This is a genomic window from Streptomyces sp. NPDC059852, from assembly GCF_042731455.1.
Taxonomy (GTDB): domain Bacteria; phylum Actinomycetota; class Actinomycetes; order Streptomycetales; family Streptomycetaceae; genus Streptomyces.
Map to the genome: position 1 here is coordinate 133,169 of NZ_JBHWJK010000009.1, position 12,006 is coordinate 145,174.

At 72.5% G+C, this 12,006-nt stretch carries 13 protein-coding genes; 7 read left to right on the forward strand and 6 right to left on the reverse strand.

Annotation, left to right across the window (positions count from 1 at the left end; all coding sequences use genetic code 11):
* Positions 1-117: 117 nt before the first annotated feature.
* Positions 118-1,086 (forward strand): multicopper oxidase domain-containing protein, encoded by a 969-nt coding sequence (locus ACFV46_RS14460; protein WP_385498386.1) that lies wholly within the window; start codon positions 118-120, stop codon positions 1,084-1,086.
* Between the two features lie 95 nt (positions 1,087-1,181).
* Positions 1,182-2,219, forward strand: coding sequence for a LacI family DNA-binding transcriptional regulator (locus tag ACFV46_RS14465; RefSeq protein ID WP_376728704.1), 1,038 nt, complete (start codon positions 1,182-1,184; stop codon positions 2,217-2,219).
* Positions 2,220-2,223: 4 nt separating this feature from the next.
* On the opposite strand, the gene ACFV46_RS14470 is transcribed toward ACFV46_RS14465, so the two are convergent.
* Positions 2,224-3,015: a VOC family protein gene (locus tag ACFV46_RS14470; RefSeq protein WP_385498388.1), complete on the reverse strand. Its 792-nt coding sequence runs from the start codon at positions 3,013-3,015 to the stop codon at positions 2,224-2,226.
* Between the two features lie 227 nt (positions 3,016-3,242).
* Between ACFV46_RS14470 and ACFV46_RS14475 the strand changes: the two genes are divergently transcribed.
* Positions 3,243-3,512, forward strand: coding sequence for a WhiB family transcriptional regulator (locus ACFV46_RS14475; protein ID WP_376728706.1), 270 nt, complete (start codon positions 3,243-3,245; stop codon positions 3,510-3,512).
* An 18-nt stretch (positions 3,513-3,530) separates the two neighbouring features.
* Here the strand turns inward: ACFV46_RS14475 and ACFV46_RS14480 are convergent, their stop codons facing one another.
* The 4 genes from ACFV46_RS14480 to ACFV46_RS14495 all read right to left on the reverse strand — a co-directional run bounded on the left by ACFV46_RS14480 (position 3,531) and on the right by ACFV46_RS14495 (position 7,989).
* Complete coding sequence (locus ACFV46_RS14480) at positions 3,531-4,505, reverse strand: acyl-ACP desaturase (RefSeq protein WP_361925057.1); 975 nt, start codon at positions 4,503-4,505, stop codon at positions 3,531-3,533.
* A 216-nt stretch (positions 4,506-4,721) separates the two neighbouring features.
* On the reverse strand, positions 4,722-5,498 hold the full coding sequence (ddaH, locus tag ACFV46_RS14485; protein WP_385498389.1) for a dimethylargininase: 777 nt from the start codon (positions 5,496-5,498) through the stop codon (positions 4,722-4,724).
* 131 nt (positions 5,499-5,629) lie between these two features.
* Positions 5,630-7,255 (reverse strand): ABC-F family ATP-binding cassette domain-containing protein, encoded by a 1,626-nt coding sequence (locus ACFV46_RS14490; RefSeq protein WP_376728709.1) that lies wholly within the window; start codon positions 7,253-7,255, stop codon positions 5,630-5,632.
* A 317-nt stretch (positions 7,256-7,572) separates the two neighbouring features.
* On the reverse strand, positions 7,573-7,989 hold the full coding sequence (locus tag ACFV46_RS14495) for an SsgA family sporulation/cell division regulator (RefSeq protein WP_151786867.1): 417 nt from the start codon (positions 7,987-7,989) through the stop codon (positions 7,573-7,575).
* A 222-nt stretch (positions 7,990-8,211) separates the two neighbouring features.
* Between ACFV46_RS14495 and ACFV46_RS14500 the strand changes: the two genes are divergently transcribed.
* From ACFV46_RS14500 to mmpA, 4 genes are all read left to right on the forward strand, one after another.
* Positions 8,212-9,327 (forward strand): oxidoreductase, encoded by a 1,116-nt coding sequence (locus ACFV46_RS14500; protein WP_361925063.1) that lies wholly within the window; start codon positions 8,212-8,214, stop codon positions 9,325-9,327.
* Positions 9,328-9,374: 47 nt separating this feature from the next.
* Entirely contained in the window at positions 9,375-9,698 is a 324-nt protein-coding gene (locus ACFV46_RS14505) for a plasmid stabilization protein (protein ID WP_361925065.1), read from the forward strand.
* Between the two features lie 188 nt (positions 9,699-9,886).
* Positions 9,887-10,582 (forward strand): endonuclease V, encoded by a 696-nt coding sequence (locus ACFV46_RS14510; RefSeq protein ID WP_385498390.1) that lies wholly within the window; start codon positions 9,887-9,889, stop codon positions 10,580-10,582.
* Between the two features lie 74 nt (positions 10,583-10,656).
* Positions 10,657-10,803, forward strand: a complete 147-nt coding sequence (gene mmpA / locus ACFV46_RS14515) for a morphogenic membrane protein MmpA (RefSeq protein WP_361925069.1) — start codon at positions 10,657-10,659, stop codon at positions 10,801-10,803.
* A gap of 10 nt (positions 10,804-10,813) precedes the next feature.
* Here the strand turns inward: mmpA and ACFV46_RS14520 are convergent, their stop codons facing one another.
* A complete protein-coding gene (locus tag ACFV46_RS14520; protein WP_385498392.1) occupies positions 10,814-11,992 on the reverse strand; it encodes a saccharopine dehydrogenase family protein in 1,179 nt (392 codons plus the stop codon).
* Between the last annotated feature and the right edge of the window lie 14 nt (positions 11,993-12,006).

The following is a 12,006-nucleotide window of genomic DNA, read 5'->3' on the forward strand; positions in this document are numbered from 1 at the left end:
AATACCTATGACCGGACTCGGACGAACTTTGTCCTGAGTGTGGATAAACCCGGGGGCGGCCGGTACCGTCGCTGCGGTTCACTCCCGTGAATTCCGTAGCGCCGTGGGGAGTTCGGCATGGACAGACGCAGTTTCAACCGACGTGTACTGCTCGGCGGCGCGACCGTCGCGACATCGTTGTCCCTGGCGTCCGTACCCGAGGCGGTGGGCGCGGCCGCCCCGGCACGGACCGCCCCGGCCGGGGGTGAGGTCCGCCATCTCAAGCTCTACATCGAGAAACTGGCCGACGGACAGCTCGGCTACGGCTTCGAGAAGGGCAAGGCGACGATCCCCGGCCCGCTGATCGAGCTCAACGAGGGCGACACCGCCCACATCGAGGTCGAGAACACCTTGGACGTCCCGGCGAGTCTGCACGTCCACGGCCTCGACTACGAGATCACCAGCGACGGCACCAAGCTCAACAGGAGCGACGTCGAGCCCGGCGGCACCCGCACCTACACCTGGCGCACCCACGCCCCGGGCCGCCGCGCGGACGGCACCTGGCGGGCGGGCAGCGCGGGCTACTGGCACTACCACGACCACGTCGTCGGCACCGAACACGGCACGGGCGGCATCCGCAAGGGCCTGTACGGGCCGGTCGTCGTCCGGCGCAAGGGCGACGTCCTGCCGGACGCGACGCACACGATCGTCTTCAACGACATGCTCATCAACAACAAGCCGGCGCACAGCGGCCCGGACTTCGAGGCCACGGTGGGCGACCGCGTCGAGTTCGTGATGATCACGCACGGCGAGTACTACCACACCTTCCATCTGCACGGGCACCGCTGGGCCGACAACCGCACCGGCCTGCTGACCGGCCCGGACGACCCCAGTCAGGTGATCGACAACAAGATCGTCGGCCCGGCGGACTCGTTCGGCTTCCAGGTGATCGCGGGCGAAGGCGTCGGCGCGGGCGCCTGGATGTACCACTGCCATGTCCAGAGCCACTCCGACATGGGCATGGTCGGGCTGTTCCTGGTCAGGAAGAAGGACGGGACGATCCCCGGCTACGAGCCGCACGAGCCGCACGAGCCGCACGAGCACTGAGCGGGCCCGCCGGGACGGGCGGTTACGAGAGCGCTCTCACAAACGGCCCGGGCCATGGCTATCCTGATCGGCAACCGCCGACGAGGAGCCGTGAAGTGACCGAAACCGCCCCGCGCCCCACGCTGGAGGCCGTGGCCGCCCGGGCCGGAGTCTCACGGGCCACCGTGTCCCGGGTGGTCAACGGCGGGGACGGCGTGCGTGAACGCCTCGTCGAACGGGTCCGCAAGGCGGTCGACGAACTCGGCTACGTCCCCAACCAGGCCGCGCGCAGCCTGGTGACCCGCCGGCACGACGCCGTCGCGGTCATCGTCGCCGAACCGGAGACCCGCGTCTTCGCCGACCCGTTCTTCGCGCTCCAGCTGCGCGGCATCAGCAAGGAGCTGACCGCCCACGACAACCAGCTCGTGCTGCTGCTCACCGAGGGGCGCGACGACCACGCCCGCGTCGCCCGCTACCTCGCCGGAGGGCATGTCGACGGGGCGCTCGTCTTCTCCCTGCACCTCGACGACCCGCTGCCCGGGCTGATCCAGCGCGCCGGGGTGCCGACCGTGTTCGGCGGCCGGCCCGGCTGGAGCGGCGAGACCCGGGGCGTCGTCTACGTCGACGTCGACAACCGGGGAGGCGCGCGCGACGCCGTACGGCATCTCGCCGGTCTCGGCCGCACCCGGATCGCGCACATCGCGGGCGCCCTCGACCAGACGTCCGCGGTGGACCGGCTGGACGGGTACCGGGACGTCATGGTCGACGCCGACCCCGGGCTCATCGCCGAGGGTGACTTCACCCCCGCCGGCGGCGAGCGCGCGATGCGGGAACTGCTGGAGCGCCGCCCGGACGTCGACGCCGTGTTCGCCGCCAACGACCTGACCGCGGCGGGCGCGCTGCGGGTGCTGCGGGAGGCCGGCCGGCGGGTCCCCGAGGACGTGGCCGTGATCGGGTTCGACGACATGCTGCCGGTCGCCGAACAGACCGACCCGGCGCTCACCACGGTCCGTCAGGACATAGAGGAGATGGGACGCCTGATGGCCCGGCTGCTGCTGCGCGAGCTCGACCGGCGTCCCGCCGACGAGCCCGTCGCCCCGGCCCCGTCCAGCGTGGTCCTGCCGACCACCCTGATCCGGCGCGCCTCCGCCTGAGCGGTCAGCTCCCGCGCTGTGCGCTTTTGATCACCGCGAACCGGGCGCCGTAGGGGTCGGTCAGCTTGGCGATCCGGCCGACGTCCGGGAGGTCCGTGGCCGGCATCCGCACGGTGCCGCCCCCTTCCCGCGCCTTCTCGACGGCCGCGTCGGTGTCGGCGACCTCGAAGTACGGCAGCCAGTACGACGGGGCCTGCGCCTCCGCCGGATCGTCGCCCTTGTCGACCACCCCGCCGAACATGGCGTCCTCGCCCTGCCCGCCCGGGCTGAGGGTCGTGTAGGTGCCGCCGTAGAAGTCCAGGGCGAAGGTCTCCATGCCGAGCGCGGCGTTGTAGAAGCCGGCCGCCGCCGGCACGTCCGTCGTGTACAGCTCCAGCCAGCGCAGGGACCCCGGCTCCTGTACGACGTCGAGGCCCTGGTTCGCGCCGGGCTGCCAGATGCCGAAGGGCACCCCCGACTTGTCGGCGAGGAGCGCCATGCGGCCCTGGTCCAGCACGTCCATCGGCCGCATCAGCACCGAGCCGTGCGCGTCCTCGGCCGCCTTCGCGGTGGCGTCCGCGTCCGGGGTCCGGAAGTACACCGTCCAGGAGGGCGGCCCCTGCTCCTCGGAGGTCTGCATCCCGCCCGCCGCCGTCCTGCCGTCGAGCTGGAAGAAGCCGTATCCGCCGGTCTCCGGTCCGCCCGGCTGGAACCGCCAGCCGAACAGGCCGCCGTAGAAGGCGCCGGCACCGTCGAGGTCGGGGGTGCCGAGGTCGACCCAGTTCGGCGCTCCGGTGACATAACGGGTGGTGAGCATCATCGCCCTCCTCGGAAGGGTCCCGGTCTCTGCACCGCAGAGTCTTCCACCGCGCCGGGGCGGGCGCCGCCGGAACGCCGCCGTCTGCCGGGGCGGCCGTCCGCTTCAGCGCGCCGCCGTGCGCCGGGCCGCGGGGGGCGGCACCATCGAGGCGGCCCCGGGCCCCGCGAGGCGGCGTTGATCCGGCGTTGATCGAACGTTTTTCGCCGCCGGGCACGATCCTGCCCATGCACATCGACACGATCACAGCGGTCACGCCGATCACCCCGGCCGACCTGGCCTGGCAGGAAGAGGCGCTGTGCGCACAGACCGGGGCGGACTTCTTCTTCCCCGAGCCGGGCAGCTCCGTCCGGGAGGCGAAGCGGATCTGCGGGCTGTGCCCGATCCGCTCCGCCTGCCTGGAGTACGCGCTCGACCACGACGAGCGCTTCGGCGTCTGGGGCGGCCTGTCCGAGAAGGAGCGCCTGGAGATCAGGCGCTCCTCCCGGCGGGCCTGAGCCCGTCGCGCGGCCGGGTCAGCCGGCGGCGCGGGCCGCCATACGGGCCTTGCGGGCCGCGAGCTTCTCGTCGAACTTCGCCGCCTCGGCGTCCAGGCCGCCCATGAACAGGCCCAGCTCCTCCTGCGCCTGCTTCCCCTCCGGGCCGAGGCCGTCGATCTCCATGATCTTCAGGAAGCGCAGCACCGGCTGGATCACGTCGTCGTGGTGGATGCGCAGGTTGTAGACCTCGCCGATGGCCATCTGGGCGGCGGCGCGCTCGAAGCCGGGGATGCCGTGGCCGGGCATGCGGAAGTTCACGACGACGTCGCGGACGGCCTGCATGGTGAGGTCGGGCGCCAGTTCGAAGGCGGCCTTCAGCAGGTTCCGGTAGAAGACCATGTGCAGGTTCTCGTCGGTCGCGATGCGCGCCAGCATGCGGTCGCAGACCGGGTCGCCGGACTGGTGACCGGTGTTGCGGTGCGAGATGCGGGTGGCCAGCTCCTGGAAGGCCACGTAGGCGACCGAGTGGAGCATCGAGTGCCGGTTGTCCGACTCGAAGCCCTCGCTCATGTGGGCCATGCGGAACTGCTCCAGCTTGTCCGGGTCCACCGCGCGCGAGGTCAGCAGGTAGTCGCGCATCACGATGCCGTGCCGGCCCTCCTCGGCGGTCCAGCGGTGCACCCAGGTTCCCCAGGCGCCGTCGCGGCCGAAGAGCGAGGCGATCTCATGGTGGTAGCTGGGGAGGTTGTCCTCGGTCAGCAGGTTCACCACCAGCGCGATCCGGCCGATCTCGGTGACCTTGGACTGCTCCTTGTCCCAGGCCTCGCCGTCCTCGAACAGGCCGGGGAAGTTGCGGCCGTCCGTCCACGGCACGTACTCGTGCGGCATCCAGTCCTTGGCGATCCCCAGATGCCGGTTGAGCTCCTTCTCGACCACTTCCTCCAGGGCGTACAGCAGGCGGGCGTCGGTCCAGACGGCGGGGCTGCCGAGGTGCGGGGAAGTGATCGTCACAGGAACTCCAGGGGGACGGGCTGCAATGCGGGGGGCCGGCGAGCGGTGCCGGCAACCTACGGAATCGTAGGCTACGAACCCGTAGGTTACGAAGCCGTAGGTTAAGAACGCCGTAAAGGCCGCTGATCAGCGGCTGTTCCGCCGGGACTGCGCCGATATGCGTCCGGCCCCGGGACACGCAGGTCCCGGGGCCGGACGAGTGATGTGCTCAGCCGGTCAGGCGTACAGCTCCCGCATCCGCACCGAGAGGCATGTCACACAGCCCTCCAGCTTCTCGAACTCGCTGATGTCGACGACGACCGGCTCATGGCCGAGATCGGCGAGCATCTCCGCCGTCTTCGGGGCGCTCGCGGCGATCAGCAGCCGGTCCCCGCCGAGCAGCACCACATGCGACCCGGACTCCTCCGGCACCGGCATAAAGCGCGGGAACAGCGAGGGGACGTCGAGCTGCGGGATACGGCCCAGGATCGTCCCGTCGGGCAGGGCGGTGATGGCCGACTTAAGATGCAGCACCTTGCTGACCGGTACGGCGATCACCCGCGCCCCGAGCGGCTCGAACGCGGCCCGCAACTGCTGCACGCCGGCCGCGTTGGTCCGGCCGCCCCGGCCGACGTAGATCGTGTCGCCGACCTTCAGGACGTCGCCGCCGTCCAGCGTGCCCGGCTCCCAGATCCAGTTCACCGAGCAGCCCAGCGAGGCGACGGCCTCCTCGACGCCCTCCGTCTCGGGCCGCCGGGACTCGGCGCCGGGCCGGGTGATCAGGGCGACGTTGCGGTACATCACGACCGTGTCCTCGACGAACACCGCGTCGGGGCAGTCGTCGGCCGGGTCCACCTCGACGGTCTCCCAGTCGTGCGCGCGCAGGGCCTCCGCGTACGCCTCCCACTGCTCGAGCGCGAGGTCGACGTCGACCTCCGCCCGCTCGACATGCGTGACCAGCCCCTCGGCGAGACGCGGGCCGGGGCGGCGGATGAGGGCCTTCTTGCTGGGCACGACGGGATCTTTCGGATCGGTGGCAGGTTCCGGCACCCATGATGCAGGGGGTGCCGGACGGCCATCATGCAGGGGTTACCCGTCCGTAGGAAACCCCCGCGTCCACGGCGTGGCCGCTGATGGCGGTGGCGTCAGGCGGGATACCCGACTGTCTCCGGCGTGACTTCCCTCAGTTCTCCCTCCTCGATCATGAGCCAGCGCGTGATGCCGATGGACTCCAGGAACGGCAGGTCGTGGCTGGCCACGATCAGCGCCCCCTCGTAGGACTCCAGCGCCGAGGTGAGCTGGCGCACGCTCGCCATGTCCAGGTTGTTCGTCGGCTCGTCCAGCATCAGCAGCTGCGGCGCGGGCTCGGCCAGCATCAGCGCGGCCAGGGCCGCCCGGAACCGCTCGCCGCCCGAGAGCGTCGCCGCGAGCTGGTCGGCGCGGGCGCCCCGGAACAGGAAGCGGGCCAGCTGCGCCCGGATCCGGTTGTTGCCGGCACCCGGCGCGAACCGGGCGACGTTCGCGACGACGGACGCCTCGCCGTCGAGGACGTCGAGGCGCTGCGGCAGGAAGCGCAGCGGCACATGGGCCGTCACCTCGCCCGCCACGGGCGGCAGTTCGCCCGCGATGGTCCGCAGCAGCGTCGTCTTGCCCGAGCCGTTGCGCCCGACCAGCGCGATCCGCTCCGGGCCGTGCACATCGAGACCGCCGGGCACCCGTGCCCCGTAGCTCACCTCCAGCTCCCGCAGCGAGAGCACACTGCGGCCCGGGGGGACGGCCGTGTACGGCAGGTCGACGCGGATCTCGTCGTCGTCCCGCACGGCGTCCACCGCGTCGTCCAGGCGCTCCCTGGCCTCGGCGAGCTTCTCCTCGTGCATGATGCGGTGCTTGCCCGCGGACTCCTGCGCCGCCCGCTTGCGCGCCCCCATGACGATCTTCGGCTCGCGCTTGTTGTCCCACATCTTCTGGCCGTACCGCTTGCGGCGGGCCAGCTTGACCTGGGCGTCGATCAGTTCGCGCTTCTGCTTCTTCAGGTCGGCCTCGGCGACCCGTACCATGCGCTCGGCCGCCTCCTGCTCGGTGGCGAGGGCGACCTCGTAGGCCGAGTAGTTGCCGCCGTACCAGCTGATGGTGCCGGAGCGCAGATCGGCGATCTGGTCGACCAGGTCGAGGAGTTCACGGTCGTGGCTGACCACCACCATCACCCCCGGCCAGGACTCGACGGCCGCGTACAGCCGTCGGCGGGCGTACAGGTCGAGGTTGTTGGTGGGCTCGTCGAGGAGCAGGACGTCCGGCCGGCGCAGCAGCAGCGCGGCCAGCCGCAGCAGCACCGACTCGCCGCCCGACACCTCGCCGATCGTGCGGTCCAACGCGACGTGTCCGAGCCCGAGTTCGCCGAGGGTGGCGAGGGCGCGCTCCTCCACGTCCCAGTCGTCGCCGACGGTCTCGAAGTGCTCCTCGGCCACGTCGCCCGCCTCGATGGCGTGCAGCGCGGTCCGTTTCGCGTCGATGCCGAGCGCCTGGTCGACGCGGAGAGCGGTGTCCAGCGTGACGTTCTGCGGCAGGTACCCGATCTCGCCGGCGACGCGCACGGCGCCGTCGGACGGGGCGAGTTCACCGGCGACGAGCTTCAAAAGTGTTGATTTTCCCGATCCGTTGACGCCGACGAGACCGGTCCTGCCGGGACCGAACGCGACGTCCAGGCCCTCGAAGACGGAGGAGCCGTCGGGCCAGGAGAATGACAGGGAGGTACAGCTGATGGATGTTGACATGAGGGGGCGCCTCCGCGGTTGCTCGGACGAACAGGGGCAAACGCGTATCGAGACACCGGCGACCTACGGGCGGTGAGAGGCCCTGGGCATGAGAAAAGCCCTGCTCCGTGGAGACGGCTGGGACGGCTCGGACGCCGAGGTCGCACGCGGCGTGCACACACGTGTGGTGTGACGCGGTGTCTCAGGACCTCAGACGAGCAACGTCCTTCTCCAATCGGCGGCAACAGGACGCTTTACACCGTAGGAGGGGCTGCGGACGGTGTCAACGCCATTAGGAGGCGCGGTGCGGGGCCCCACGGGGGCCCGGCGGCGGGACGTCAGCAGGCGTCCCGCATCAGCTCCGCCAGATCGCGGTCCATGTCGAGCTGGAGGTGCTCCAGGCCGAGGGGGACCAGTTCGCTCGTGGAGCGCAGGAACCGGCGCACCTCGCCCGAGCGGATGTGCACCACCGCGGTGCCCTCCGGGGCGTGGAACTCCAGCACCGTACGGTCGTACCCGTACGGGCGCACCCGGACGTCGCCGTCGCCCTGGGGTTCCTCCAGGCCGGCCAGCAGCAGGTCGCGGCTGAAGGTCCAGCAGACCTCCACGCCCTCCAGGGTGGCCGGGGCCGGGAAGGTCATCCGGACGGCGAACGGGTCACGCCGGTCGTAGTGGAGGGTCGCGGGGATGCGCTGCATCCGCGGCGCGGCGGCGACGAGGCGGGCCTCGACGGGCTGCTCGATGACGGTGGACAACGCCTTGCTCCCTTGTGACGGCGGGACAGAGTTCCGGGCGGGCGGGACGGGCACTTCCAGAGACGACGGAATCAGCCATTCCGTGCACTCCGAGGTCGAGTGACCTCTGTCACCGCCTTCATGCACCCGCGTGCCGCCTTCGCCCTCCTGTGCCCGGAAGGTCGTCCGTGCCCGATGAGGCCCTATGGACGCCGGGGTGACGGTGGACTAGCTTCGCGCGCCATGAAACGTTCGGGGAGCACGCGACGGAGGGGACGGACCTCCTGGGGGCCGGCCGCGCTGGTGGTCTGCGGGGCGGTCCTGGCCGCGCTGACGGCCGCGCCCGCCCAGGCGGGGGAGCCGCACGGCCGGAAACCGCACCCGGCACCGCACTGGGTGCTGAAGGACAGCGGCGCGCCCGAGGTGCGCTTCCGGGGACTGTCGGCCGTCAACCGCGGCACGGCCTGGCTGGCGGGCACCGCGGGCACCGTGCTGCGCACCACCGACGGCGGGGCGAGCTGGCGGGACGTGTCGCCGCCGGGCGCCGGGGAGCTGCAGTTCCGGGACGTGGAGGCGTTCGACGCGCGGCGGGCCGTGGCGCTGGCCATCGGCGAGGGCGAGGCGTCCCGGGTGTACCGCACCGACGACGGCGGCCGAACCTGGACGGAGACCTTCCGGAACACCGACGTACGGGCCTTCTACGACTGCATGGCCTTCTTCGACCACCGGCACGGCCTGGCCATGAGCGACCCGGTCGACGGCCGGTTCCGCATCCTGTCCACGCAGGACGGCGGCCGCTCCTGGACCGTGCTGCCGGACACCGGGATGCCGCCCGCGCTCGACGGCGAGGCCGGGTTCGCGGCGAGCGGGCAGTGCCTGGTCACGGCCGGCGCCAGGGACGTCTGGCTGGCGACCGGCGGGGCGGCACACGCGCGCGTGCTGCACTCCGCCGACCGGGGACTGACCTGGACGGCCTCCGACGCGCCGGTCCCGGCCGGCGACCCGGCCCGCGGGGTCTTCGCGCTGGCCTTCCACGACCGGCAGCACGGCCTCGCGGTCGGCGGCGACTACCGCCCCGACCAGCCCTCGCCGCGGGCCGCGGCCCGCACCGGCGACGGCGGACGGCACTGGAGCGGCGCGGGCACGCCCCCGCCCGCCTACCGCTCCGGCGTCGCCTGGCTGCCGCACAGCCGCATTGCCGCCCTCGCGGTCGGCCCCACGGGGACGGACCTGACCACCGACGGCGGACGCACCTGGCGGACGGTCGACACCGGCTCCTACGACACGGTGGACTGCACGCCCGACGGGGGCTGCTGGGCCGCGGGCGAACAGGGCCGGGTCGCACGTCTGGAGAGATGAGGCGAAAACGGGGTACCCGGGAACCGGACGGCGAGAGGAGTGACCCCATGCCAGCCGGTTCCAGCCCGAAGCGGGAACGCCAGTACGAGCACATCAAGAAGAGCGCCGAGGACCGGGGCGAGAGCACCTCACGCGCCGAGGAGATCGCGGCGCGGACGGTGAACAAGGAGCGCGCCCGGTCCGGCGAGTCCCGGACGGCCAGCCGCACCTCGACCCAGGACAAGTCCTCGGGTCAGCGGGGCGGCGAGCGGTCGGGCAAGGGGCCGCAGGGCCCTACCCGGGACCAGCTGTACGAGGAGGCGAAGAAGCGCAACATCCACGGGCGTTCGGACATGAACAAGAGCCAGCTCAAGCAGGCACTGGGCAAGTGACCCTGCGCGCGGCGTCCCACGGGACCGCGCGTGTCCGGGGACCGTCGACCTGGCGACGGACCCGGTGACGAGGGCGAATGCACGCCACGCGACGAACCGTTCGCCCGCCCCCCGACCGGCCCCCGTGACGGCCAAGGAGCCTCCGCCGTCACGGGGGTCCTCGCGTGCCTCGTACGCTCTGACCCACCATGACGAGCGTGAGAGTGCCCGCGGGCTGGCCCGCGACCGAGGAAGAGGCCCGTGCCGTCCAGGACGAGCTGCGGCGCCGGGTGGTGCGCGACGAACCGGGCCCGGCGCCCGGGACCGGGCACGTCACCGGCGTCGACGTGGCCTACGACGACGAACGCGACGTGGTGGCGGCCGCGGCCGTGGTCCTCGACGCGGCGACCCTGGAGGTCGTCGCCGAGTCCACCGCCGTCGGCCGGATCTCCTTCCCGTACGTCCCCGGGCTGCTCGCCTTCCGCGAGATCCCGACCGTGCTGGCGGCCCTGGACGCCCTGGCGTGCCCGCCCGGCCTCGTCGTCTGCGACGGCTACGGCCTCGCCCACCCCCGCCGCTTCGGCCTCGCCAGCCACCTCGGCGTCCTCACCGGCCTGCCCACGATCGGCGTCGCCAAGAACCCGTTCACCTTCGCCTACGACACCCCCGCCGCCCCGCGCGGCTCGGCCTCGCCGCTGCTGGCCGGCGACGAGGAGGTGGGCCGCGCCCTGCGCACCCAGGACGGCGTCAAGCCGGTCTTCGTCTCCGTCGGCCACCGCACGACCCTCGACACGGCCTGCGCCCACACCCTCGCCCTGACCCCCACCTACCGCCTCCCGGAAACAACCCGCCACGCGGACAGCCTGTGCCGCCGCGCCCTGAAGGAGGCGACGGCCTCCGCGTAGGACAGCCGTTGAGTACGGCGTCTGAGTACCCGTACGGATGTGGCCCTCCCAGGGCGCCCGGCAGGGTGGCGGGCATGACCACTCACCGTGCAGCGAAACCGTCGGCCGATCCCGGGCGTCCTGTCGAGCGGGCCGTGACGGCCGCGCTCGTCGTGGGGGTGCTGGCGGGACTCGGATGGATCGCCGGGATGATCTACACGCTGTTGCAGTGGCCTCTGTGAGGACACCGGGTCAGCGGGTGGCGGCCACCCGGAACGTGATGCCGGCCGTGCGCAGGCGCTCGGTCAGCGCGTCGCCCATCGCGACCGCCGTCGTGACCTGGCCGGCCGTCTCCGGCAGCTCGTCGAAGGCCAGGCAGAGCGCCGACTCCGCGAACATCTTCGCCGTCTCGCCGTAGCCCGGGTCGCCCCCGGACACCTCCGTGAACACGCGCCGCCCGCCGCCCTCGCCGACGAACCGCACCGAGAACCAGCTCCTCGCCCGCTTCTCCGGGCCGGGCCCCTCGCCCGGCTTGAGCCGGTCCGACAGCCAGCGCCTGGCCGGCGGCAGTTGGGCCGCCGTGAACAGGGCGCCCATCGCCGCGACCCCGCCCACCGCGACGGGCAGCCGCCGTACGGCCGCGTAGTGGCGGTAGCGGAAGTCGGGGCCGTACCGCTCCAGCGCCCGCGCGGACCGCTTCACGATCTGCGGGTCGATCGTCGGCAGCGGCAGCGCCCACGCGCCGACCTCCCCGGCGAACCGCGGCACCCCCGTCGGCGCCAGCGCCCGGCGGCCCATGAGCCGCGGCTCGTGCCGGGCCCGGTCCCGGGCGGCGGCGATCATCTGCCGGCCGCGCGCGAACTGGCCGAGCGCCGAGGCGAACGTGCCGCCCGAGAAGGCGGCGTCGGCCGTCACGTACGCGTCGACCGTCAGCGGCACCCCCTCCGGCAGCTGCCGCACGGTGAAGTACGCCCCCAGGTCGTGCGGGACCGAGTCGAAACCGCAGGCGTGCACCAGCCGGGCGCCCGTCTCCCGCGCGCGGGCGTCGTGCCGTACGTACGTCAGGTCCACGAACTCCGGCTCGCCGCACAGGTCGACGTAGTCGGCGCCGGTGTCCGCGCAGGCCGCCACCAGGTCCTCGCCGTACCGCACGTACGGCCCGACCGTCGAGGCCACCACGCGCGCCTGCTCGGGGAGCCGGCGCACCGACGCCGGGTCGGCGACGTCCGCCTCCAGCACGCCGGGCCCCGACCCCTCGGGCAGCGACGCGCGCAGCGCCTCCAGCTTCGCCTTGTCGCGCCCGGCGACGGCCCACCGCAGGCCCTCGGGCGCGTGGGTGGCGAGGTACTGCGCCGTCAGCACCCCCACGAACCCGGTCGCCCCGAAGAGCACGACGTCGTACGGACGGTCCGACCTGTTCAGCCTGCTCATGACACCCCTCGTTC